Raw genomic sequence first — 24,570 nt, 5'->3', positions numbered from 1 at the left:
GGCTCCAGGGGATGGTGGCGCGGCCGAATCGGGTATACTCCCGCTCTTTAAATCGCAGCCCAAGTAACAGGTGAATTTCGTGAGCCAGCCTACGCCAGCCGTGCGTACCTTCCAAGACTTGATCCTCGCCCTCCAGCAATACTGGGCCGAGCAAGGTTGTGTGGTACTTCAGCCCTACGATATGGAAGTAGGCGCCGGCACTTTCCACACCGCTACCTTCCTGCGGGCCATCGGCCCGGAAACCTGGAACGCCGCTTATGTGCAGCCCAGTCGTCGCCCGACTGACGGCCGCTACGGCGAAAACCCGAACCGCCTGCAGCACTACTACCAGTTCCAGGTGGTTCTGAAGCCAAACCCGGACAACTTCCAGGAGCTGTACCTGGGCTCGTTGAAACATGTCGGCCTGGACCCGCTGGTCCACGACATCCGTTTCGTCGAAGACAACTGGGAATCGCCAACCCTGGGCGCCTGGGGCCTGGGCTGGGAAGTCTGGCTCAACGGCATGGAAGTGACGCAGTTCACTTACTTCCAGCAAGCCGGCGGCATCGAGTGCTACCCGGTGACCGGCGAGATCACCTACGGTCTTGAGCGCCTGGCCATGTACCTGCAAGGCGTGGACTCGGTCTACGACCTGGTGTGGGCTGACGGCCCGTTCGGCAAGGTGACCTACGGCGACGTGTTCCACCAGAACGAAGTGGAGCAGTCGACCTACAACTTCGAACACGCGAACGTCGAGAAGCTGTTCGAACTGTTCGACTTCTATGAAAGCGAAGCCAAGCGCCTGATCGAACTGGATCAGCCGCTGCCGTTGCCAAGCTATGAAATGGTTCTGAAGGCATCCCACACCTTCAACCTGCTGGACGCCCGTCGTGCCATCTCGGTAACTGCGCGCCAGCAATACATCCTGCGTGTACGCACCCTGGCGCGTTCCGTCGCCCAAGCCTACCTGTTGGCTCGCGCCAAGCTGGGCTTCCCGATGGCCACCCCGGACCTGCGTGATGAAGTGTTGGCTAAGCTGGAGGCTGCACAATGAGTGCTCAAGATTTCCTGGTTGAACTGGGCACCGAAGAGCTGCCACCCAAGGCACTGAATACCCTGGCCGACGCATTCCTGGCCGGTATCGAAAAAGGCCTGCAAACCGCTGGCCTGAAGTTCGCCGCAAAAAAAGTCTACGCCGCGCCGCGCCGACTGGCTGTGTTGCTCACCGCACTGGAAACCCAGCAGCCGGACCGCAGCATCAACCTCGACGGCCCGCCACGCCAGGCCGCCTTCGATGCTGAAGGCAACCCGACTCAAGCCGCCCTTGGTTTTGCCAAGAAGTGTGGCGTCGAGCTGAGCGAAATCGACCAGAGTGGCCCGAAGCTGCGTTTCAGCCAGGTCATCACCGGCAAGCCGACCGCCAGCCTGTTGCCGACCATCGTTGAAGACTCGCTGAACGACCTGCCGATTCCCAAGCGCATGCGCTGGGGTGCCCGCAAGGAAGAGTTCGTGCGCCCGACCCAATGGCTGGTGATGCTGCTCGGTGACCAGGTCATCGACTGCACCATCCTCGCCCAGAAGGCCGGCCGTGATTCACGTGGCCACCGCTTCCACCATCCTGAAGCCGTGCGAATCACCGCGCCCGCCAACTACCTCAATGACCTGCGTGCAGCCTATGTGCTGGCGGATGCCAATGAGCGCCGCGAGCTGATCAGCAAGCGTACCGAAGAGCTGGCCCGCCTGCAGGAAGGCACCGCCATCGTGCCGCCAAGCCTGCTGGACGAAGTGACCGCTTTGGTTGAATGGCCAGTGCCGCTGGTGTGCTCGTTCGAGGAGCGTTTCCTCGACGTGCCGCAGGAAGCGCTGATCATCACCATGCAGGACAACCAGAAGTATTTCTGCCTGCTGGACGTCGACGGCAAGCTGCTGCCGCGCTTCATCACCGTGGCCAACATCGAAAGCAAGGACCCGCAGCAGATCATCGCCGGTAACGAAAAAGTCGTTCGCCCGCGCCTGACTGACGCCGAGTTCTTCTTCAAGCAAGACAAGAAGCAGAAGCTCGAAGACTTCAACCTGCGCCTGCAGAACGTGGTGTTCCAGGAAAAACTCGGCAGCGTATACGACAAGGCCGTACGGGTTTCCAAGCTGGCGGCCTACATCGCGCCACGCATTGGTGGCGATGCTGCCTGGGCTGCGCGTGCCGGGCTGCTGTCCAAGTGCGACCTGGCCACCGAGATGGTCGGCGAGTTCCCGGAGATGCAAGGTGTTGCCGGTTACTACTACGCCCTGAATGATGGCGAGCCGCAAGACGTCGCCCTGGCGCTGAACGAGCAGTACATGCCGCGCGGTGCTGGCGCCGAGCTGCCGACCACCCTCACCGGTGCGGCCGTGGCCATCGCTGACAAGCTGGATACCCTCGTCGGTATCTTCGGTATCAGCATGTTGCCTACCGGCAGCAAAGACCCGTATGCGCTGCGCCGTGCGGCCCTGGGCGTGCTGCGCATCCTGATCGACAAGAAGCTCGACCTCGACCTGACCCAGGCCGTGGTGTTTGCGGTTGGCCAGTTCGGTGCCAAGGTCAAGCAAGCCGGCCTGGCCGAGCAAGTGCTGGAGTTCGTGTTCGACCGTCTGCGTGCGCGTTACGAAGACGAAGGCGTGGACGTTTCGGTGTACCTGTCGGTACGTGCCCTGCAACCAGGTTCGGCGCTGGACTTCGACCAGCGTGTGCAGGCCGTACAGGCCTTCCGCAAGCTGCCGGAAGCCGGTGCCCTGGCCGCCGTGAACAAGCGTGTATCGAACCTGCTGAGCAAGGCCGACAACCTCGGCAATGCCGAAGTCGACCCGGGCCTGTTTGCCGATGCCAAGGAGTTCTCGCTGAACTCGGCCATCGCCAAGGCGGAAAACGCAGTGAAGCCGCTGATCGCCGAACGCAACTACGCCGAAGCCTTGGCGCGCCTGGCCACCTTGCGTGAGCCGGTGGATGCGTTCTTCGAAGCGGTGATGATCAATGCCGAAGACGCGGGCGTGCGGAAAAACCGCTACGCCATGCTGGCGCGCCTGCGCGGCCTGTTCATCAATATCGCTGACATTTCCGTACTGAGCTGACCATGTTGAAACTGCTGATTCTCGATCGGGACGGAGTGATCAATTACGACTCCGACGCTTACATCAAATCGGTGGCGGAATGGATTCCACTGCCCGGCTCGATCGAGGCCATCGCGCAGTTGAGCAAAGCGGGCTGGACAGTGGCCATCGCCACCAACCAGTCCGGCATCGCCCGCGGCTACTACGACATCGCCACCCTCGACGCCATGCACGCGCGCCTGCGCACGCTGGTGGCAGAGCAGGGCGGTGAAGTAGGGCTGGTGGTGTATTGCCCGCACGGCCCGGATGAAGGCTGCGATTGCCGCAAGCCCAAACCGGGTATGCTTAAAACTATTGCTGAACATTACAACGTGCCGTTGGCTGGGATATGGTTTGTCGGGGACAGCCTCGGTGACCTGGAAGCCGCCAAAGCCGTCGACTCTCAGCCAGTTTTGGTAAAAACCGGGAAAGGCGAAAAGACCCAGGCTAAAACCCTGCCGGTAGGTACTTTGATTTTTGACGATCTGGCGGCGGTTGCCGCAGAACTTATCAACAACTAGCAGCCCTTCTGACTTCCTGACCAAGGACTGTTCGGGAGCGCGCTTTTAACAGGCGGGCGTTGTCCCGCAACGGTAAATGCCGCCATGTCGATTTTGCAGGCCATCAGAACCTTCTTCTTTTACCTGCTGTTGGGCACCAGCTCTTTTCTCTGGTGCACCCTGAGCTTTTTTATCGCGCCTTTCCTGCCGTTCAAGGCGCGCTATCGTTTCATCAACGTCTTTTGGTGCAACTGCGCGCTGTGGTTGACCAAGGTGTTCCTGAACATTCGTTTCGAGATCAGGGGCGCCGAAAACGTCCCGGACCAGCCTTGTGTGATTCTGTCGAACCACCAGAGCACCTGGGAAACCTTTTTCCTGTCTGCGTATTTCTCGCCCCTGAGCCAGGTGCTCAAGCGTGAGCTGCTGTACGTACCATTCTTCGGCTGGGCCATGGCCATGCTGCGACCGATCGCCATCGACCGCGACAACCCCAAGGCCGCACTCAAGCATGTGGCCAAGAAGGGCGATGAGCTGTTGAAGGATGGGGTTTGGGTGCTGATCTTCCCTGAAGGCACACGCGTGCCCTACGGCACTGTGGGCAAGTTCTCACGTGGCGGTACGGCCCTGGCGGTGAACGCCGGGCTGCCGGTGCTGCCAATTGCCCACAATGCCGGCAAGTTCTGGCCAAAGACCGGCTGGGCCAAGCGTGAAGGCACCATCACTGTAATCATTGGCGAGCCCATGTATGCCGAGGGCGAAGGCCCACGTGCCATTGCAGCGCTGAACGACCGTGCCCAGGCATGGAATGAAGCGCAACAAAGGGCCATGGGTTCGTTGCCGCCGGAGCCGGTTGTGGTGGATACGCCGGTGATTTGAGTTTCTGTGGATAACCTGTGTACGGTTTGTTGGCGAATTGCGCTTTTTAGCTTATAGGCTGCTGATTTACTTACATATTTCCCAAGCTCATAAAACGGCGGAAAAGGTGCATAAGTTTTTTCCGCATTAAAAAACCGGTCCTTGAGACCGGTTTTTTATGCACAGGTGAAAAGCCGCGATTCAGTCTCGCCACAATGGCAGCTGAAGGATGAAGGTCGTACCTTTATCCACCTCGCTTTCGCAGCGAATTCTCCCACTGTGACGATCCACGACGGCCTTGACCATGGTCAGCCCCAACCCCAATCCTTCACTGCCCTGAGCCGAGGCGAAGCGCCGGTATTGAGCGAAGAGTTCGGGCAAATCCTGCGGGGAGATTCCTCGCCCCTGGTCGCTGATACGGCACTGCAAAGCGTCTTCATGGCTGGTCAGGCTTAACGTAACGGTGGTGCCCGATGGGCTGTATTTCACCGCATTTTCCAACAGATTGAATAAGGCGCGGGTCAGCAGCGATTGATCCGCCCACACCATTTCTTCGCCGTCTTCATCCAGGTGATGGACCAGGCGAATACCTTTCAACTGGGCGTGCACTGCGACTTGATCAAATGCGTCGAGCACCAACATGGCGAACAGGCTGGGCTGGAATTGGTAGCCATCGGATTCGGCTTTCGCCAGCTGCACGAATGATTCGGTCAGGTTCAGGGCACGGCGGACTTGTTGTTCGATCTGCGCAAATATCGGCGCGGCGGTGTCCTGAACATCCAACAGGGCCAGGATCGCCGAATGCGGCGCACGCAAGTCATGGGACAGAAAGCGCAGCAGGGTCTCCCGTTGCTGCTGGGCATCACGCTCAATGCTCAGGTCTGTGAGGCTCAGCAGCCAGCCCAGGGCCACGTCACCGTCTGCAGGCAGCAGCGGCGCCAGGTCGAGGCGCAGGCTGCGGTCAAGGGTATCGCGGAACTCGACAATCTCCAGCGTCGACAGGGCAGGGCGAACACCGTCCTGCAGCGGTGGATAACCTAATGCGGCGAGCTGATCCAAGAGGTTTTCGGCCACCAGTTCATTGTCGAACACATCGCGGGCAATTCGATTGGCCAGCAGGACGTTGCCCTTGGGATCGGTAATCAAGGTTGCTACAGGCAAACATTCCAGCCCATCGGCCATGAAGCGACGAGTGTCCCGGGTACGGCTGACCGCTTGTTCGAGGGCGAAGATTCGTCCCTGCAATACATCACCCTGGCTGGCGGGCGCTCGACGGCGCTCCGGGAGCACTTTGGGCTCGTTGTCCAGGCGTGCCAGTTCCCAGCCGAAGTAGGCCAGGATCACGCTCAGGCGCCGCCAGTTCCAGATCAGATAGCTGAGCAACATGCCAACCAGACTTGCTGCCGGCGACCACCAATGGCCCAGGCGCAACAGGCCCCAAGAACCCAGAAGCGCAGCCCCCATGCAACCGAGGGTCAGCCACAGTGCATAACGCGGTCGAAACAGCAGAAGGCCCAACAGCACCGCGACCATCGCGGTGGCCAGTAGCGTCGCCATCCACACGGGCAGATCGACAATACTGCGCCCTTGCAGCAAGCCATTGAGAATATTTGCCTGGATCTCCACGCCCGGGGTGGTGCCGACACTGGCCGAAAGCGGCGTGACATAACGGTCGCCCATGCCCGGTGCCGTAGCGCCAATCAGGATCAAGCGGTCGCGCAGCAACTCGGATGGCACCTCCCCGCGCAAGACACTGATATACGGCACGCTGGGAAAGCCAGCATGACTGGCAATAAAAGGAATTCGAATGGCATTTTCCCGCTGCCAGCTGGAGCTTTCCGACGGACCAGGTGCGCCCGGCATTAGGGATGGCTGGCCGCTCAGTTCAAACGCCAGCCAGGCTAACTGCGGTGTCAAATTACCTGGTGGACCTTCACGCAAATACAGGCTTCGAACGATGCCGTCGCTGTCCGCTTCCACGTTGATATGGCCGACGCTACGGGCGCAATCACGCAAGGGCAACACGGGCAGGATTTGCGCCACAGGCTGGCCGTAGCGCGGCGAGCCTTCACGAATCAAAGGCAACAGGACGTTGCCAGCGTTGCACATAGCCTCGGCCAGGCGCAGGTCATTGGCTGGCTCCCGGGCGGGCTCGCTGAAGATCACATCAAACAGGATGCCGGCAGGCTTGGCGGCGCTCAGCCGATCAAGCAGGTCGGCATGCACACGTCGGGACCATGGCCATTGGCCAAGTTCCTTCAGGCTTCGGTCGTCGATCGTTACCAGCAGGATGCGTGGATCCACCGATAAAGGTGCCAGCCGGCGGAGGCTGTCATACAGCAGGTTATTGAGGGCCAGGCCAGGGCTCAGGGACAGGAAGGCCGTGATGGGTAATAGCAACAGGCTGACCCACAGCCATTCGCGCACCAGGCCATTGAACAGCCGCTGAGCCTGAGTCGGTTGGCGCTTTTCAGCCCTGTGCCACAGCCTCACCGGCTCGCGTCCAGGGCACTACTGCACGCGGTTCGCGGGTGGGTAATAGAAAATGTCATAAACCCCGGTTTCTCCCTCAAGCCCGTGTTCATCATATGCCGACAAGCGAACGTGATAGAACGATGCTTTCAGCCCAGTGAAGCGCATTTGCGGCTTGTCGGAGAAGTTTTCCTGCTTGATGTTCAGAAACTCCTTATCGGTCGCGACCTGGGCCCGGTAGCGCTGGGCCCCGGCCAATGGCCGCAGGAACAGGGTCCAGACAGGCGCATCGCCCTTTTGACCGTCCTGGCCGACCAACCGTGGCGCATCAAGCAGTTCCACGGGTTTGAGTTCACCTTGTTTCTTGAAGGCCAGGCCCTGCCGCGCACCAACCTTTACTTCACCAGAGACTGGACCGGTAATGGGCTTCTTCTTGATAGGGTGCGGGGTCGGTGGAGCGTCATCACGATTGACCGCCACTTGCCCGTTGAGTACTTCCACCAGCGATTGTTCGCCATCGTTACGCACACGGAAATGCGTGCCGCGTACCCCCAGAACGCCCACCGGGGTCATGATCTGGAAACGGTCATAGTCGCTGGCACGCTTGATCACGTAAGCCTCGACCTGACCTTCTTCAAGAATCACCTGGGGAATGGATTGCTCCTCGACCAGATGCAATCGGACCTGGGAGCTGGAGGGCAAGACAATCCGCGAGCCGTCCCCCAGCATCAGGCTGACAAATGCGCCCGATGAGGTTTTCACGCTTTCTTGTTCATCGATGAACATGCCTTCTTCCAGAGCCGTGGACACACCCTTGGCATCCAGTTTCCAGGCTTCGCCCGTGAGGTGCTGCACCACCGCCGGAAGCGGTTGCGCGCGGCACATCCGGTTGTCGTCGATATAGGGTGCACGGGGAGGGGCAGGGCGTGCCAAGGCCGGAAGACTCACTACGCCAAGCGTAACGATCAGGCCCGAACTCAACAGCGTAGAAGCGGCAGAGCGGAATCGGCAGGGGAAAAAGGTCATGGCGCTCATCAAGATTCTAGTTCTAATGGGTCATCAGAAAGCACTTTCAGGCAGCGTCTTGCAGCGGGAAGACCTTGAGTACCGTCTACGATACTCGATGAGGTATCCAGTCGATAGCCGAAATATCTGGGGGCGTGAGATCCATTGCAGAAGATGACACGTCCCTGTGTCGGAGCACTTCCGTCGCTCCAATCCGTGTGTCATCCAGCGAGAGCGAATTTACCTACAACATAGGTGCATCGGACCGATTCGCAACATTTGTTCAGATTTGCGGGTGCTTAAAATACCCAACGTTGGGTCTGCTGCTGTTCGCTGAGTTGCTGAAACGGTGAACGGGCGAAGCCCATGCCATTGCCGGGCTCACTCAAAGTCTGCCTTTCCTCGAACGGCATAGGTGTCGCCGGCTTATTGGCCCCGACCGTTTCCGTGCCCAGCGTAGCAACCATCACCACCAATACCAGTCTTCCCCATACATCAACCTTCCCCAGAACGGCCATACGTCTCGAAACAGCATAAAACCAGATTGCCATTGATCCTTTTCCTGAAGGTCTCGAGCCGGTATCTTCCCAGCTTGGGTGTTGACGATTTCCAATGGCTTGCGGCCATTTGATATCAGCGTACCGAGAGATTCAGAGGGCCTGAGAATCTGGCCATAATTGTTCAGATTCGATGCCCGCATTCTTCAATAAGAAAGGACCCTGCCATGCGTGTCGCAATACTGGATGACGAACCTGCTGAACTGCGGCGGGTGGAACAGACACTGCGACAAATCCCCAGCGCTGCGGATCAGCCATGGACCCTGCACTGCTTCGAGCGTGGAGAAGACCTGCTGCGACAACTGCGCCGCGAGACCTTCGACTTGCTGATCCTTGACTGGCAACTGCCCGACCTCAGTGGCCTGGCATTGCTGCGCTGGACCCGCGAGCACATGGAAGCGCCGCCAGCCGCCATCATGCTTACCAGCCGCGATGCCGAGAGCGATATCGTCCAGGCGCTGAACAGTGGTGCCGATGATTACGTCAGCAAGCCGTTTCGTCCCAATGAGCTTAAGGCTCGGGTGAATGCCGTTCTGCGTCGCCACGGGTTGCAGAAGTCTGCAGCCAGTGAGGTGCATACCTTCAATGAGCTGACCTTTGATGATGCTGAACTCACGGTGAGCAGGGCGGGAAAACCCATCAGCCTGACGGAGCGCGAATACCGCCTGGCGCGGTGCCTGTTTGAGAACCTGGCGCGGCCGCTGTCTCGAGAGTACCTGTATGAACGGTTCTGGACCCATGAGGAGATGGTGTCGTCGCGGCCGCTGGATACGCATATTTATCGGCTGCGGAATAAGCTCGGGGCTGACGGCGGATCGGGGTTGGCAGTTGCTGACGATCTATGGGTACGGATATCGGTTGGAGAGTGTGACGGCGGGTTCCGAGGACTGAGATGTTCCACGTGGAGCATTTATAAAATGCTCATATCCAGCCCATAAAAAAGGCCAACGCTAAGCGTTGACCTTTTTTGTTTTTGCGCTGCAACCTGATCAGAAGTCCAGGTTGGAAACCGCCAGGGCATTGCTCTCGATGAAGTCACGACGAGGCTCGACCGCATCACCCATCAGGGTGTTGAAGATCTGGTCCGCGCCAATGGCGTCTTCGATGGTCACGCGCAGCATGCGACGCTGCGCTGGGTCCATGGTGGTTTCCCACAGCTGATCCGGGTTCATTTCGCCCAGACCTTTGTATCGCTGAATGGTATGGCGCTTGGTGCTTTCCGCCATCAACCAGTCCAGGGCTTCCTTGAACTCTTTGACCGCTTTCTTGCGCTCGCCACGCTGAATGTAAGCACCGTCGTCCAGCAGGGTGCTCAGTTGCGCGCCGAGGGTTACAACCGTCTTGTAGTCGTTGCTGCCGAAGAAGTCGCGGTTGAAGGTGACGTAGTTCGACAGGCCGTGGGAGATCAGTTCGACCTCTGGCAGCCAGACGTTACGTTCACGGTCTTCACGCAGGCTGGCTTTGTAGACCAGGCCGGATTTTTCAACGGTACGCAGGCGGACTTCGTACTGGGCCAACCAAGCCTGCATGTGGGCATGATCACCCAACTGCTCCAGGCTGACGGATGGCAGGTAGATGAAGTGCTCGGTCAGCTCCTGGGGGTACAGGCGCGACAAACGCTTGAGGGTCTTCATCACCATGCGGAAGTCGTTTACCAGGCGCTCCAACGCTTCACCGGAGATGCCCGGGGCTTCGTCGTTCAAGTGCAGGCTCGCATCTTCCAGGGCCGACTGCGTCATGTACTCTTCCATGGCGTCGTCGTCTTTGATGTATTGCTCTTGCTTGCCTTTTTTCACTTTGTACAACGGTGGCTGGGCGATGTAGATGTAGCCACGCTCGATCAACTCCGGCAACTGACGGAAGAAGAACGTCAGCAGCAGGGTGCGGATGTGCGAACCGTCAACGTCAGCATCGGTCATGATGATGATGTTGTGATAGCGCAGCTTGTCGATGTTGTACTCATCGCGGCCGATGCCACAGCCCAGGGCGGTGATCAAGGTGCCGACTTCCTGCGAGGAAATCATCTTGTCGAAACGCGCCTTCTCGACGTTGAGGATCTTACCCTTCAACGGCAGGATGGCCTGGGTGCGACGGTTGCGACCCTGCTTGGCGGAACCGCCAGCAGAGTCACCTTCCACCAGGTACAGTTCGGAGAGGGCAGGGTCTTTCTCCTGGCAGTCAGCCAGTTTGCCCGGCAGGCCGGCGATATCCAGCGCACCTTTACGACGCGTCATCTCACGGGCTTTACGCGCCGCTTCACGAGCCCGTGCTGCGTCGATCATCTTGCCGACAACCAGCTTGGCTTCGTTCGGGTTTTCCAGCAGGAAGTCGGAGAAGTACTTGCCCATTTCCTGTTCGACCGCTGTCTTCACTTCGGAGGACACCAGCTTGTCTTTGGTCTGGGAGCTGAACTTCGGATCCGGAACCTTGACCGAGATAATGGCGGTCAGGCCTTCGCGGGCATCGTCACCGGTGGTGGCGACTTTGTGTTTCTTCGCCAGGCCTTCCGCCTCGATGTAGGTGTTCAGGTTACGCGTCAGTGCAGAACGGAAACCCACCAGGTGAGTACCGCCATCGCGCTGAGGAATGTTGTTGGTGAAGCACAACAGGTTCTCGTTGAAGCTGTCGTTCCACTGCAGGGCGATTTCTACGCCGATGCCGTCTTCACGCTGGATGTTGAAGTGGAACACCTGATTGACCGCGGTCTTGTTGGTGTTCAGGTATTCAACGAACGCACGCAGGCCGCCTTCGTACTTGAACAGCTCTTCCTTGCCGCTGCGTTCGTCCTTGAGGACGATACCCACACCGGAGTTCAGGAAGGACAGTTCACGAATCCGCTTGGCCAGAATGTCCCAGCTGAAGTGGATGTTCTTGAAGGTTTCAGCCGAAGGCTTGAAGTGAATCTGCGTACCAGTGCTTTCGCTGTCACCGACGATTTTCATCGGTTCCTGTGGAACACCATGAACGTAAGTCTGTTCCCAGATCTTGCCGCTACGACGTACAGTCAGGATCAGCTCTTCAGAAAGGGCGTTTACTACCGAAACACCTACACCGTGCAAACCGCCGGATACTTTATAGGAGTTATCGTCGAACTTACCGCCGGCGTGGAGCACGGTCATGATGACCTCTGCCGCCGAAACGCCTTCTTCTTTATGCACATCTACCGGAATGCCGCGACCGTTGTCGCGTACGGTGATGGATTCGTCCGGGTGGATGATGATGCTGATGTCGTCGCAGTGACCGGCCAAAGCTTCGTCGATCGAGTTATCGACCACCTCGAACACCATGTGGTGCAGACCGCTGCCATCATCGGTATCACCGATGTACATACCGGGACGTTTGCGTACGGCATCCAAACCTTTAAGCACTTTAATGCTGGTCGAGTCGTACGTATTCGTATTTTCTTCGCTCATGCCTTCACTCCCGATGGTCGTGGGTCTGGGTGATACGGCCTTGTTCCACGTGGAACAAAGCGACTGGCGTTTCCGTCTGCCAGCCTTCCCTCAATAATTCGTGGTCTACACAGGTGATAAACACCTGGCAGCGTAAGTCTTCCAACAAGCGGCATAACGCGCGGCGGTGCTGCTCGTCCAGTTCGGACGGCAAGTCATCCACCAGATAAATACATTGCCCGCGCCGGGCCTGGCTAACCAGATGCCCCTGGGCGATACGCAAAGCGCAGACCACCAACTTCTGCTGACCGCGGGACAAGATATCCGCAGCATTATGTGCGCCCAATCTAAGGCGCAAATCAGCCCGTTGTGGTCCGGCCTGGGTGTGACCAATTTGCTGATCCCGTTGCAAGGACGTCGCGAGCACTGCACTCAGTTCCCGGTCTTTGTCCCAACCACGGTAGTAGCTCAACGTCAGCCCCTCGAGTTCAAGTAACTCGCTCAAGGTCTGCTCAAAGACTGGTTTCAAGGCTTTGATATAGGCGCGGCGGTATTCATCTATTTCAGCGCTGGCCAGGCACAGTTCCCGGTCCCAAGCAGCTTGCGAAGCGGCGTCAAGTGTACCATGCCGCAGCCATGAGTTCCGCTGCCGCAGGGCCTTCTGCAGGCGCTGCCAAGTGGCCATGAAACGCGGTTCCACGTGGAACACTCCCCAATCGAGGAATTGCCTGCGGATTTTTGGCGCGCCTTCCAGCAAGCGGAAGCTGTCCGGGTTGATCAGTTGCAGCGGCAGGATTTCTGCCAGCTGCGCAGCACTGCGAGCATTCTGCCCATCGATGCGGATTTGAAACTCCCCCTGACGATCACGAGAAATCCCCAGGCTGCTATGACCGCCTTCGGCCAATTCGACTTGGCCAAATACTGTGCACGCCAGTTGTTCGTACTGAATCACCGGTAACAAGCGGGCACTGCGAAAGGAACGAGCGAGCCCCAGCAGGTGAATGGCTTCCAGCACGCTGGTTTTGCCACTGCCGTTGGCGCCGTGGAGGATATTGATGCGGGGGGAGGGGGATAAGGTCACCGGGTGCAAATTGCGCACCGCGGTGACCGAGACGCGACTGAGGGACATCTAGCTTCTGCTGAACATGATTACAGGCGCATCGGCATGACAACGTAAGCCGAGTCATCGTTGTCGGATTCTTGTACCAGGGCGCTGCTGTTGGAGTCAGACAGAATCAGGCGAACCTGTTCAGTGGTCATCACGCCCAGCACGTCCAGCAGGTAGCTGACGTTGAAGCCGATTTCCAGGTTGCCGCCGTTGTAGTCGACGCCCACTTCTTCTTCCGCTTCTTCCTGCTCAGGGTTATTCGCCTGGATTTTCAGTTGGCCGTTGGCCAATTGCAGGCGGATACCACGGTATTTCTCGTTGGAAAGAATAGCGGTACGGCTGAACGCTTCACGCAGGGCCTGACGATCACCAATCACCAGCTTGTCGCCGCCTTTAGGCAGAACGCGCTCGTAATCCGGGAACTTGCCGTCAACCAGCTTGGAAGTGAAGGTGAACTCGCCAGTGGTCGCGCGGATGTGGTGCTGGCCCAGCACGATACTGACATTGCCATCCGGCTCAGTCAGCAGGCGCGCGAGCTCCAGAATACCTTTACGCGGCACGATCACCTGGTGGCGATCCGGTTGACCGATATCGGCCTTCATCGAGCACATGGCCAGACGGTGACCATCGGTGGCTACGGCGCGGATGATGCCTTCGGAGACTTCCAGCAGCATGCCGTTAAGGTAATAACGCACGTCCTGCTGGGCCATGGCGAAGCTGGTGCGCTCGATCAAGCGGCGCAGTCGGCTTTGTTCCAGGCTGCAGGTCAGCGAGCCTGGGCCTTCTTCCACGGTCGGGAAGTCGTTGGCCGGCAAGGTCGACAGGGTGAAACGGCTGCGACCGGCCTTGACCACCAGCTTTTGCTCATCAACCTTGATGTCGATCAGCGCGTCGTTGGGCAGGCTCTTACAGATGTCCATCAGCTTGCGCGCCGGCACGGTGATCTCGCCGGGTTCGGCGGGCTCTTCGAGCTGGACGCGACCGACCAACTCGACTTCGAGGTCGGTACCGGTCAAGGACAATTGCTGGCCTTCGACAACCAGCAATACGTTGGAAAGCACCGGCAAGGTCTGTCGGCGCTCGACGACGCCTGCGACCAGTTGCAGGGGTTTCAACAGGGCTTCGCGTTGAATGGTGAAATGCATGGTCTAGTCCCTTGCCTTAATAAGCTGCGCTGGTGTTCATCAAGTAGTCAGTGTACGCAGCAGGTTCTTGTAGTCCTCGCGAATATCCGCGTCGGATTCCTTAAGTTCGTTGATCTTGCGGCACGCGTGCAAGACCGTGGTGTGGTCGCGACCGCCAAACACATCACCAATTTCCGGCAGGCTGTGGTTGGTCAGCTCTTTGGAGAGCGCCATCGCTACCTGGCGGGGACGTGCTACCGAGCGCGAACGGCGCTTGGACAGCAGGTCGGAAATCTTGATCTTGTAATACTCGGCCACGGTGCGCTGGATGTTATCCACACTCACCAGCTTGTCTTGCAACGCCAGCAGGTCTTTCAGGGATTCGCGAATCAGCTCGATGGTGATGTCACGACCCATGAAGTGCGAGTGAGCGATGACCCGCTTGAGTGCGCCTTCCAGTTCACGCACGTTGGAGCGAATGCGCTGGGCGATAAAGAACGCGGCGTCGTGCGGCAGGTCGACTTTGGCCTGATCGGCCTTTTTCATCAGGATCGCGACGCGGGTTTCAAGCTCCGGAGGTTCTACCGCTACGGTCAGGCCCCAGCCGAAGCGCGACTTCAGGCGCTCTTCCAGGCCTTCGATTTCCTTCGGATAACGGTCACTGGTCAGGATGACCTGCTGGCCACCTTCGAGCAACGCGTTGAACGTGTGGAAAAACTCTTCCTGGGAACGTTCCTTGCGGGCGAAGAATTGAATGTCATCGATCAGCAAGGCATCAACGGAACGGTAGAACCGCTTGAACTCGTTGATGGCGTTTAGCTGCAACGCCTTGACCATATCGGCCACGAAGCGCTCCGAGTGCAGGTACACGACCTTGGCATTCGGGTTCTTCTTTAACAGGTGGTTACCCACGGCGTGCATCAAGTGAGTTTTACCCAAGCCAACGCCACCATAAAGGAAGAGCGGGTTGTAACCATGCTTGGGGTTGTCGGCGACCTGCCAGGCAGCCGCGCGGGCCAGCTGGTTGGATTTACCTTCGACAAAGTTCTCAAAGGTGAACGTGCGGTTCAGATAGCTGGTGTGCTTGAGCGCACCCTCTACCTGGACGGTGCGCTGTTCGGCACGAACCGGGGCCTGTTGTGAGCTGGCGCCGGCCATTGGGTCAAAGCTGTCGCGGGACGGCTCTTCATTTATAGGCGCGTTTTTCTGCGACGAGGATTTCGAAGGCGTCTGGGCCACCGGGGCTGGCGAGTTATTAACAGGTGCCGCAGCGGCCTGAGCCTGGGAGGCACTGGCTGCCAACGGTGCATTCGGCGCAGCACGAGGTGCCGAGCTACGTTTGCTGCCTATTAATAAGGAGAGCACCGGAGCAAGCCCGTTGCCATGTTCATCGAGCAATTCGAGAACGCGGCTCAGGTATTTCTCGTTGACCCAGTCGAGAACAAAACGATTGGGTGCGTAGACACGCAACTCGTCGCCTTCGGCTTCGACCTGTAGCGGACGGATCCAGGTGTTGAATTGCTGGGCAGGCAGCTCATCGCGCAAAAGCTCCACGCACTGCTGCCAAAGTTCCACTGACACGGATATCCCCTAAGTTGAAAGCCGGTGAGGCAAAAACAGCCGCCATTGTAGCGGCCAGCCGCCCACTTATCCACATGTAGGTTGCTCACAGGGCGCCAAGAATCAATGCCTTAACCGTAAAAAAGGCGACAAATGGTCTGTGCATAAGCTCTGTGGATAAGCGCCCCTAAGCTCGTTGTACAAGTGGGGGCGAAAGTCTGTGGGTAACTGGCCTGTGGATAACTAGCCATTCCACACACAGCTTATCCGATAGCGCAGCACAGGCAGAGCACCGTTTCTCCCCCGTGTTGTCATTCTCTGTACAGCCCGTAGAATATGGCCTCAAGGCAGTTATCCACAGAAGATGGGGTGCCTAGCTTTTATAAGCTTTACAGAAAAGCTTTAAATAACTTCCTTCTTTATTTTTATATCTATGGCATTGCTCGTCAAAGGCGAATCGCCCGGATTCGGTCCGCAGGCCTCCAGATATCTAATTAAAGGAAAAGCTGGTTGGAAATTGACCTAGAGGCTTGCTTTCTCTAGAATCGCCGGTCTCTTAAAACGGGGGCCATTCCGGCCCGTTGTGGACGAACCAGGTAACACGCCATGAAACGTACTTTCCAACCAAGCACCATCAAACGCGCCCGTACTCACGGCTTCCGTGCTCGCATGGCCACCAAGAACGGCCGTGCTGTCCTGTCGCGTCGCCGCGCCAAAGGTCGTGCGCGTCTGGCAGTTTGATAATCCGGTACTGGTGGTGAGTCAGGACTTCAGTCGGGAAAAGCGTCTGCTAACCCCCCGGCATTTCAAGGCAGTCTTTGACTCCCCCACCGGCAAGGTTCCGGGGAAAAATCTCCTGCTCCTTGCGCGTAACAACGATCTGGATCACCCCCGTCTCGGGTTGGTGATCGGCAAGAAGAGCGTAAAGCTCTCCGTTGAGCGCAATCGCCTCAAGCGTCTGATGCGCGAATCGTTTCGCCTCCACCAGGAGACTCTGGTTGGTTGGGATATTGTTATCGTCGCGCGCAAAGGCTTGGGGGACGTAGAAAACCCCGAATTGATTCAGCATTTCGGCAAGCTCTGGAAACGTTTGGCTCGTACCAACAAGCCAGCACCAGCTGTCAGCACCGAAACTGTAGGGGTAGACAGTACTGATGCGTAAACTGGCCCTCGTTCCGATCCAGTTTTACCGCTATGCCATTAGTCCCCTGATGGCAAACCACTGTCGTTTCTACCCCAGTTGTTCCTGCTACGCGTTGGAAGCCATAGAAAATCATGGCCTTCTGCGCGGTGGCTGGCTGACCTTTCGTCGTTTAGGTCGCTGTCATCCGTGGAATCCCGGTGGTTATGACCCGGTTCCGCCTATCCCTACCTCCCGTTCTTCTTCGATGGCCGAGTAATCATGGATATTAAACGCACGATCCTGATCGTCGCCCTGGCAATCGTGTCCTACTCTATGGTTCTTAAGTGGAACCAGGATTATGGCCAAGCTGCCCTGCCGACTCAGAATGTTGCTACCAATCAGTCGGCGCCGGCTATTCCGGATACGCCACTGGGTAACAATGCTGCCGCCAGTGCCGATGTACCCAGCGCGAATGCCGATACCAGTACCCCGGTAGAAACCCCGGTCGTCACCAATAAAGACCTCATCCATGTAAAAACGGATGTACTGGACCTGGCAATCGACCCACAGGGTGGTGATATCGCCCAGCTGAAGCTGCCGCTGTATCCACGTCGCCAAGACCATCCGGATGTTCCGTTCCAGCTGTTCGATAACGGTGGCGAACGTGTATATCTGGCGCAAAGTGGCCTGACCGGTACTGACGGTCCGGATGCTCGTGCTACCGGTCGTCCGGTTTATTCGACCGAACAGAAGACTTATCAACTGGCCGATGGCCAGAACCAGTTGAACGTCGACCTGAAATTCAGTCACGACGGCGTCAACTACATCAAGCGTTTCAGCTTCACCCGCGGTTTGTACGATCTGAAAGTCACTTACCTGATCGACAACGAAAGCGCGAAGCCGTGGACGGGCAACCTGTTTGCCCAGCTCAAGCGTGACAACAGCGCCGATCCTTCTTCCAGCACCGCCACCGGCACCGCGACTTACCTGGGCGCAGCCCTGTGGACAAGTAGCGAGCCGTACAAAAAAGTGTCGATGAAAGATATCGACAAAGGCGCACTGAAAGAAACCGTTCAAGGTGGCTGGGTTGCCTGGTTGCAACACTACTTCGTGACCGCATGGATCCCAAACAAAGGTGATGCCAACCTGGTTCAAACCCGCAAAGACAGCCAAGGCAACTACATCATTGGCTTTACTGGCCCGACGTTGACCGTCGCTCCGGGTGCCAAGGCTGAAGCCAGCGCGACGTTGTACGCCGGTCCGAAGAGCCAGGCAGTCCTCAAAGAGTTATCCCCAGGTCTGGAACTGACTGTGGATTACGGCATTCTGTGGTTCATTGCCCAGCCTATTTTCTGGCTGCTGCAACATATCCACAGCATTGTGGGTAACTGGGGCTTCTCGATTATCCTGCTGACCATGCTGATCAAGGGGATCTTCTTCCCACTGTCGGCTGCCAGCTACAAGTCGATGGCGCGTATGCGTGCCGTGGCCCCGAAACTGGCCGCGCTGAAAGAACAACATGGCGATGACCGGCAGAAAATGTCCCAGGCCATGATGGAGCTGTACAAGAAAGAGAAGATCAACCCGCTGGGTGGATGCTTGCCGATTCTGGTGCAGATGCCGGTGTTCCTGTCGCTGTACTGGGTGCTCCTGGAAAGCGTGGAAATGCGCCAGGCTCCGTTCATGCTGTGGATAACTGACCTGTCGATCAAAGACCCGTTCTTTATCCTGCCGATCATCATGGGCGCGACCATGTTCATCCAGCAGCGCCTGAACCCGACTCCGCCGGACCCGATGCAGGCCAAGGTAATGAAAATGATGCCAATCATCTTCACCTTCTTCTTCCTGTGGTTCCCGGCTGGTCTGGTGCTGTACTGGGTGGTCAACAACTGCCTGTCGATCTCCCAACAGTGGTACATCACACGTAAAATCGAAGCGGCTACCAAAAAAGCCGAGGCGTAATTTACTCTGTGGATAACACCACTCAAGACGCCCCCTAGTGGGGCGTTTTGCTTTCCGTCACTTTTATCCGGGTACCCGCCATGAGCGCTCCTCGTGAAACCATCGCCGCTGTCGCCACCGCTCAAGGTCGTGGTGGTGTCGGTATCGTTCGTATTTCCGGGCCGCTCGCCGGCGTGGCGGCCCAGGCCATCAGCGGGCGGGAACTGAAGCCGAGGTATGCGCATTACGGGCCGTTTTTAGGCGCTGATGAAGAAGTGCTGGATGAAGGTATCGCCCTTTATTTCCCGGGGCCGAACTCCTTTACCGGCGAAGACGTCCTGGAGCTGCAAGGCCACGGCGGCCCGATCGTTCTGGACATGCTGCTGCAGCGTTGCCTGCAGTTGGGTTGCCGCCTGGCACGTCCGGGTGAATTCAGCGAACGCGCGTTCCTCAACGACAAACTCGACCTGGCCCAGGCCGAGGCGATTGCCGACCTGATCGAAGCCAGCTCTGCACAAGCTGCGCGCAATGCGTTGCGCTCGTTGCAGGGCGCGTTTTCCCTGCGTGTGCATAACCTCACCGAGCAGTTGATCAGCTTGCGCATCTACGTGGAGGCCGCGATTGATTTCCCGGAGGAAGAAATCGACTTCCTTGCCGATGGCCATGTTCTGGCGATGCTGGATAAGGTTCGCGACGAGTTATCCACAGTGCTGCGCGAAGCCGGGCAAGGTGCCTTGCTGCGCGACGGTATGACCGTGGTGATTGCCGGCCGTCCTAACGCCGGCAAGTCGAGCCTGCTCAATTCCCTGGCCGGGCGAGAGGCCGCGATCGTCACCGAGATCGCCGGCACCACGCGGGATATCCTGCGCGAACATATCCACATCGATGGCATGCCCCTGCATGTGGTGGACACCGCTGGACTGCGTGACACCGATGACCAGGTGGAAAAGATCGGGGTGGAACGCGCGTTGAAGGCCATCACGGAAGCTGACCGCGTGTTGCTGGTGGTGGATGCCACCGCGCCAGAGGCTGCAGACCCGTTTGCACTGTGGCCGGAATTCCTCGAACAACGGCCGGACCCGGCCAAGGTCACGCTGATTCGCAACAAGGCTGACCTGACGGGCGAGGCAATTGCCCTGGAAGTCAGTGAAGATGGCCACGTGACAATCAGCTTGAGTGCCAAGGCTGCAGGAGAAGGGCTGGAACTGCTGCGCGATCATCTGAAAGCGTGCATGGGCTACGAGCAGACTTCGGAAAGCAGCTTCAGCGCTCGTCGCAGGCACCTGGAGGCACTGCGGCATGCCAGCGCCGCCCTCGAGCATGGCCGTGCGCAACTGACGCTGGCAGGAGCCGGTGAGCTGCTGGCTGAGGATTTACGCCAGGCGCAGCAGCTGTTGGGTGAGATCACCGGCGCATTCAGCTCCGATGATTTGTTGGGGCGGATCTTTTCAAGCTTCTGTATCGGGAAATAGGCGGTTATCCACAGCTGGCTGGTTACCAGTTGTAGGAAACAGTTCCGAGTAGCGTCCGGCTTTCACCCCAGTAGCAGCGGCCCGCATCGTTGCAGCCGGACACATACTCCTTGTCGAACAGGTTCTTCGCATTCACGTCTACCGACCAGTGCTGGTCAATCTGGTAACCAATGGCGGCATCCACCAACGTCACGCTTCCAGCATCCAGCTTCCCGTATAGAGAAGGCGCGGTGTAAGCGAAAGTGCTGTCGAAGTAGCGCACGCCGCCGCCGACGGACAAGCCCTTGAGCTGGCCATCAAGAAAGCGGTATTTGCCCCAGACCGAAGCCTGATTACGCGGAACACCGGTCATCTGGTGACCTTCCACGAGCGACGTTGCCGAATCCTTGGTAATCCGAGCATCGGTGTAGGTGTAGGCCGCAGTCACGTTCAAATTAGGTGTGAGGTTGCTGTTGACCTCCACTTCCACACCCTTGGCCCGGCTTTCGCCGACCTGGCGGTAGGTATTGGTCGTGGCGTCGAGGTACGTGTCGTCCTGCTTGCGCAAGTCATAGACCGACAACGTCATCGCCGTGTCCCAGCCGATCGGCTCGTACTTGAGGCCTACTTCGTATTGACTGCTGGTGATCGGGTCCAGCGGTGTGCCGGCATTGGAGATCTGCTGTACCGGAACGAACGCGGTCGAGTAGCTGACATATGGCGTCAGGCCATTGTCGAACTGGTACATGATCCCGCCCTGATAGGTGAACTTGCGGTCTTCAGAGCTGATGTTGCCGGCCTTGGCCACCTTGTCGCGAAAATCACTGTCGACCCAGTCCTGCCGCCCGCCGAGCAAGAATAACCAGTGGTCATACTTGCTCTGAAGCTGTGCATAAACACCTTTCATCTGCTGTTCGAGCAACGTGTTTTGCACCGCGAGAGGCGTCAATGGATCCCTCAGGTACACCGGGTTATACACATTGATCGTGCCTGCAAATCCGGCATTCCAATCCTGGCTGAACGAGGTACGGTCATAGCTGGCACCGAACAGCACGATATTTTCCAGCCCGCCTACCTGGAATTTGCCTTCCAACTGGTTATCCAGCGAGTAGACCATCGATTTGTTGTAGCGGTCGTAGGCATTCATGTTCAGCTGTGTGCCGAACCCCGCATTATTCAGGTTGCCTGGCCAGGTTTCATGGCGGGTGATTCGCGACTGCATGTAGCGCGAGTTCTGCCGAAACTGCCAGTCATCGTTGAAGCTGTGGCTGAACTCGTAGCCGGTGCTCCAGGTTTCCCGTTCGAAGGTGTTCCAATCCGGGTCACCGAGCATGGTGTGCTTGGAGAGCTTTCCGTTGGGGTTGGTCAGTAACGTGCCTGCTGCAGGTAGGCCAAGTTCAAGATTAGTGTGGTCTTTCTGGTAGTTGGCCAGCAGCGTCAGGGTGTTGTAGTCGTCGAAATTGAGGGTCAGGGATGGTGCGATATACAGGCGGTCATCGGGAACGTGATCGGTCTGGGTGTCGGACTTCCTGCCGAGCATCACCACCCGTCCAAGGATATTGCCGCTGTCGTCCAAGGGACCGGAGATATCCACACCCACCTGGCGCCGGTTATTAGAACCGTAGGTCAGCTGAACTTCGCCTTGTGGTGTAGCTGTCGGGTGTTTACTCACCAGGTTGACCAGGCCACCGGGTGCGTTTTCGCCGTAGAGCAGGGAAGAAGGGCCACGGAATATCTCCACCCGTTCCAGGCCATAAGGTTCGCTGGTGGTGTCATACCGGTTGCCTTGGACTCGCAAGCCATCGCGCAGCAGGCCGTAGCCATAATCCGTGGCGTTGAAACCGCGAATGAAGAACAAGTCACCGGCCAGCCCGTCGCCCGCAGCGAAGGGAGGGGCAAAGATTCCCGGCACATAGCCCAGCACTTCGGTGAGCGTCTGGGATTTTTGATCCTTGATGCGCTGGCCGGTCACCACCGACACCGAGCGCGGGGTTTCCGACAATGGTGTGCTGGTCTTGGTACCGATTCGGCTGTTTTGCGCCTTGTAACCTACGTCCCCGGCAATTTCCTGATTGAACCCAGTCTGTTGATAAGTGCTGACAGTAGTGGGGGCCAGCATGAGCTGTTCCCCGCTCACGGCCGGCTGCAGCGCGTAGCTGCCGGGGCCTTGAACCGCCGCCTGCAATCCCGAGTTTTGCAGCAATAACGCAAACCCTTGCTCCACCGAGTAGTCACCCTCCAGCCCAGGACTTTGCAGGCGCGCCGTCTGCTGCGGCGAGAATGACAGAATCACATTGGCCTTCGACGCAAATTGGCTCAAGGCATTGTCGAGTGGCCCGGAGGCGATCACGTAATGTTGCACTGGGCTGGCAGCAATGGCCCGAGTGCATAGCAAGGTGCTGGCAGTCGCGGCCGTGGCCAGCAGCAAGCCATACGTGATGCCGTGATGGGAGAGACGCTGGCGAAGTTTTGTAGGAAGGCGCATGTGTGAGTAAGCCCTGAAGGTAGCATCGTGATTACCTGTAGGGCCGCGCCAGGTAAAAAAAAGATAACCCCTGTTGAGAGTATTTTTTCAGTATCAAGCTGTAAGCGTTACGGAGACCCAATAGCGCGTGAAATACTTCACGTGGATCGGCAGCGTGACCTGCAGGTTGGCCAATACGGCGTCGGTGGAATCCAGACGGAAAGTGCCGGACACCCGCAGCCGCGCTGATGCGGCATCGCACTGCATAACGCCCGGCCGATAGCGCGCCAGTTCGTCGATGACATCCCCCAGTCGCGCATCCAGAACGATCAGTTGGCCGTCGACCCATGCGGCTTGGTTCCCGCGATAGATATGGCTGGGGCCTACGTCTTGCGTGCCGAAGTCGACACTCTCACCAGGTCCGAGCACTCGGCTATTGGCCGGCTGGTCGACGGGTTGCACGCTGACCCGGTCTTCCAGCACACCAACCCGCGTCGACCCTTGCAGTTGACGAACAGTGAACCGCGTACCCAAGGCTTGAACGCGACCCTCATGGGTTTCAACATAAAACGGTGTTTGCCGGCCCGACTTTCCGGTGTGGATAAGTACTTCCCCCTCACGCAAACGGACCAGTCGCTGCTGCCCGTCGAAAAGTACGTCGATAGCCGTGTTCGTATTGAGGTCAATTTGAGTGCCGTCGGCCAACCCGATTCGCCGTCGTTCGCCAACCTTGGTCCGATAGTCAGCCCAGAGGTTGCCCAGGGACGTGTGTTGTTGAACGTTCCACCCCAAGTACCCGGCGGCACCGAGCATCAGCATCAGCTTGAGCACTTGCCGCCGTTGTTGACTGGCCGAGAGCGCACGACGGGTGAAGTCCTTGGGTAGCGCACCGAGGCCACGTTGCAACTGCTCCATCTGGTTCCAGGCCGCCTGATGGGAGGGATCGCCGTTGAGCCATTGCTGCCAGGCACTTTGTTGCGCGGGTGTCGGTGGCTGCGATTGAAATTGCACGTACCAACTGGCGGCGGCTTCGAACGTCTTGCGATCCGGGGCAGCCATTACATGCCCGCCATGATCAAGGCGCATTCAGTCAGGGCCCGAACCATATGTTTCTTGACGGTGGTCAGCGAGACACGCAACTGATCGGCGATCTGTTGATAAGTCAGGCCTTCGACCTGGGACAGCATGAAAATTCGCCTGGCCCGTTCCCCCAGCCCACACAAGGCTTTATCCACAGCAACGAGGGTTTCAATGATGATGGCCTTGTCTTCTTCACTGATTGCGATCGCTTCGGGCCGGTCTGCCAGGGTTTGCAGATAGGCCTGCTCAATGGCGCGGCGGCGATAGCGGTCAATCACCAGTCCCCGGGCAACTGTGGCCAGATAGTCCCTGGGCTCGAGGATCTGCGTCGCATTGCGGCCGCCCAGGATCCGCACGAACGTATCGTGTGCCACGTCAGCTGCATCGCAGGCGTTATGCAACTTTCCCTTGAGCCAGCTGTGCAACCACGAATGGTGCTGCTCATAGATGTGCTGGACTGCAACGGTATGCGAGGGAAGGGCCATGAGAGGTGACGAGGCAGGTTAATGATAATAACTATTATTAACTGCCGTGGCGCTTTCTCACAATAGGCGTTCCATCAACCCGTTTCACAAATGCAAATGAACTGTTTCCTGCCTGACCGAGGATTTTCGGAGGCATCTGCCTGCCTGAAACTTATCGGGATCCGTATTTTCTGTGGATTAAGCCCTGTGAATAACCGCCCCTGTGCCCAGTTGATAACCAGGCTTGAAACCTGAGTAAAACCCCCTCTGTGGATAACCACCCGTTTAATCCACAGGCTTAAAGCACTTATCCAAGGGCCTCATTGGCACCTAACCACAGACTTTTGAATCTCTGTACATAACGTAAATAAA

General features: G+C 57.9%; 19 protein-coding genes and 1 pseudogene. 10 read left to right on the top strand and 10 right to left on the bottom strand.

The window, feature by feature from the left end:
• Nucleotides 1-79 precede the first annotated feature (79 nt).
• The 4 genes from glyQ (at nucleotide 80) to QF039_RS29470 (ending at nucleotide 4,478) form a co-directional block, all read left to right on the top strand.
• Complete coding sequence (gene glyQ, locus QF039_RS29485; protein ID WP_003213601.1) at nucleotides 80-1,033, top strand: glycine--tRNA ligase subunit alpha; 954 nt, start codon at nucleotides 80-82, stop codon at nucleotides 1,031-1,033.
• A complete protein-coding gene (gene glyS / locus QF039_RS29480; protein ID WP_307522045.1) occupies nucleotides 1,030-3,084 on the top strand; it encodes a glycine--tRNA ligase subunit beta in 2,055 nt (684 codons plus the stop codon). Before glyQ ends, glyS begins: the two co-directional genes overlap by 4 nt.
• A gap of 2 nt (nucleotides 3,085-3,086) precedes the next feature.
• Nucleotides 3,087-3,623: a D-glycero-beta-D-manno-heptose 1,7-bisphosphate 7-phosphatase gene (gmhB, locus tag QF039_RS29475; protein ID WP_307522043.1), complete on the top strand. Its 537-nt coding sequence runs from the start codon at nucleotides 3,087-3,089 to the stop codon at nucleotides 3,621-3,623.
• A gap of 84 nt (nucleotides 3,624-3,707) precedes the next feature.
• Nucleotides 3,708-4,478, top strand: a complete 771-nt coding sequence (locus QF039_RS29470) for a 1-acyl-sn-glycerol-3-phosphate acyltransferase (RefSeq protein WP_177009015.1) — start codon at nucleotides 3,708-3,710, stop codon at nucleotides 4,476-4,478.
• A gap of 180 nt (nucleotides 4,479-4,658) precedes the next feature.
• Here QF039_RS29470 and QF039_RS29465 read toward each other — a convergent pair whose 3' ends face one another.
• The 3 genes from QF039_RS29465 to QF039_RS29455 all read right to left on the bottom strand — a co-directional run bounded on the left by QF039_RS29465 (nucleotide 4,659) and on the right by QF039_RS29455 (nucleotide 8,485).
• Complete coding sequence (locus tag QF039_RS29465; RefSeq protein WP_307522039.1) at nucleotides 4,659-6,950, bottom strand: CHASE2 domain-containing protein; 2,292 nt, start codon at nucleotides 6,948-6,950, stop codon at nucleotides 4,659-4,661.
• An 18-nt stretch (nucleotides 6,951-6,968) separates the two neighbouring features.
• Nucleotides 6,969-7,964 carry a FecR domain-containing protein gene (locus QF039_RS29460; protein ID WP_307522036.1) on the bottom strand — a complete coding sequence of 332 codons (996 nt, stop codon included), beginning with the start codon at nucleotides 7,962-7,964 and terminating at the stop codon, nucleotides 6,969-6,971.
• A gap of 269 nt (nucleotides 7,965-8,233) precedes the next feature.
• Entirely contained in the window at nucleotides 8,234-8,485 is a 252-nt protein-coding gene (locus QF039_RS29455; RefSeq protein WP_307522034.1) for a hypothetical protein, read from the bottom strand.
• A 173-nt stretch (nucleotides 8,486-8,658) separates the two neighbouring features.
• Between QF039_RS29455 and QF039_RS29450 the strand changes: the two are divergent.
• A pseudogene (locus QF039_RS29450) lies at nucleotides 8,659-9,382 on the top strand (response regulator transcription factor).
• 98 nt (nucleotides 9,383-9,480) lie between these two features.
• On the opposite strand, the gene gyrB reads toward QF039_RS29450, so the two are convergent.
• From gyrB to dnaA, 4 genes are read right to left on the bottom strand one after another with little or no spacing between them, the layout of a single operon-like run.
• Nucleotides 9,481-11,904 carry a DNA topoisomerase (ATP-hydrolyzing) subunit B gene (gyrB, locus tag QF039_RS29445; RefSeq protein ID WP_003213587.1) on the bottom strand — a complete coding sequence of 808 codons (2,424 nt, stop codon included), beginning with the start codon at nucleotides 11,902-11,904 and terminating at the stop codon, nucleotides 9,481-9,483.
• 4 nt (nucleotides 11,905-11,908) lie between these two features.
• Nucleotides 11,909-13,012, bottom strand: coding sequence for a DNA replication/repair protein RecF (gene recF, locus QF039_RS29440; RefSeq protein WP_307522033.1), 1,104 nt, complete (start codon nucleotides 13,010-13,012; stop codon nucleotides 11,909-11,911).
• Between the two features lie 20 nt (nucleotides 13,013-13,032).
• Entirely contained in the window at nucleotides 13,033-14,136 is a 1,104-nt protein-coding gene (gene dnaN, locus QF039_RS29435; protein ID WP_003213582.1) for a DNA polymerase III subunit beta, read from the bottom strand.
• 39 nt (nucleotides 14,137-14,175) lie between these two features.
• The gene (gene dnaA, locus QF039_RS29430; protein WP_032868695.1) at nucleotides 14,176-15,696 is read right to left on the bottom strand and encodes a chromosomal replication initiator protein DnaA; all 1,521 of its coding nucleotides are present in this window, start codon (nucleotides 15,694-15,696) and stop codon (nucleotides 14,176-14,178) included.
• 585 nt (nucleotides 15,697-16,281) lie between these two features.
• Between dnaA and rpmH the strand changes: the two genes are divergently transcribed.
• The 5 genes from rpmH (at nucleotide 16,282) to mnmE (ending at nucleotide 20,211) form a co-directional block, all read left to right on the top strand.
• A complete protein-coding gene (gene rpmH, locus QF039_RS29425; RefSeq protein WP_003213577.1) occupies nucleotides 16,282-16,416 on the top strand; it encodes a 50S ribosomal protein L34 in 135 nt (44 codons plus the stop codon).
• A gap of 16 nt (nucleotides 16,417-16,432) precedes the next feature.
• A complete protein-coding gene (gene rnpA, locus QF039_RS29420; protein ID WP_010168490.1) occupies nucleotides 16,433-16,837 on the top strand; it encodes a ribonuclease P protein component in 405 nt (134 codons plus the stop codon).
• Nucleotides 16,830-17,075: a membrane protein insertion efficiency factor YidD gene (yidD, locus tag QF039_RS29415; RefSeq protein WP_003213574.1), complete on the top strand. Its 246-nt coding sequence runs from the start codon at nucleotides 16,830-16,832 to the stop codon at nucleotides 17,073-17,075. The genes rnpA and yidD overlap by 8 nt, the downstream gene beginning before the upstream one ends.
• Before the next feature lie 2 nt (nucleotides 17,076-17,077).
• On the top strand, nucleotides 17,078-18,760 hold the full coding sequence (gene yidC / locus QF039_RS29410; protein ID WP_003213572.1) for a membrane protein insertase YidC: 1,683 nt from the start codon (nucleotides 17,078-17,080) through the stop codon (nucleotides 18,758-18,760).
• Between the two features lie 80 nt (nucleotides 18,761-18,840).
• Nucleotides 18,841-20,211 (top strand): tRNA uridine-5-carboxymethylaminomethyl(34) synthesis GTPase MnmE, encoded by a 1,371-nt coding sequence (gene mnmE, locus QF039_RS29405; RefSeq protein ID WP_307522030.1) that lies wholly within the window; start codon nucleotides 18,841-18,843, stop codon nucleotides 20,209-20,211.
• A gap of 22 nt (nucleotides 20,212-20,233) precedes the next feature.
• Here mnmE and QF039_RS29400 read toward each other — a convergent pair whose 3' ends face one another.
• From QF039_RS29400 to QF039_RS29390, 3 genes are all read right to left on the bottom strand, one after another.
• Nucleotides 20,234-22,675 carry a TonB-dependent siderophore receptor gene (locus QF039_RS29400; protein WP_307522028.1) on the bottom strand — a complete coding sequence of 814 codons (2,442 nt, stop codon included), beginning with the start codon at nucleotides 22,673-22,675 and terminating at the stop codon, nucleotides 20,234-20,236.
• Nucleotides 22,676-22,768: 93 nt separating this feature from the next.
• Nucleotides 22,769-23,713 carry a FecR domain-containing protein gene (locus tag QF039_RS29395; RefSeq protein WP_177020335.1) on the bottom strand — a complete coding sequence of 315 codons (945 nt, stop codon included), beginning with the start codon at nucleotides 23,711-23,713 and terminating at the stop codon, nucleotides 22,769-22,771.
• A complete protein-coding gene (locus tag QF039_RS29390; RefSeq protein ID WP_008439546.1) occupies nucleotides 23,713-24,219 on the bottom strand; it encodes a sigma-70 family RNA polymerase sigma factor in 507 nt (168 codons plus the stop codon). Before QF039_RS29390 ends, QF039_RS29395 begins: the two co-directional genes overlap by 1 nt.
• Nucleotides 24,220-24,570: the final 351 nt, after the last annotated feature.

Source organism: Pseudomonas sp. W2I6 (assembly GCF_030815935.1).
Lineage (GTDB): Bacteria > Pseudomonadota > Gammaproteobacteria > Pseudomonadales > Pseudomonadaceae > Aquipseudomonas.
The sequence above is the reverse complement of the archived record's forward strand: the minus strand, read 5'-3'. Positions and strand labels throughout refer to the sequence as shown.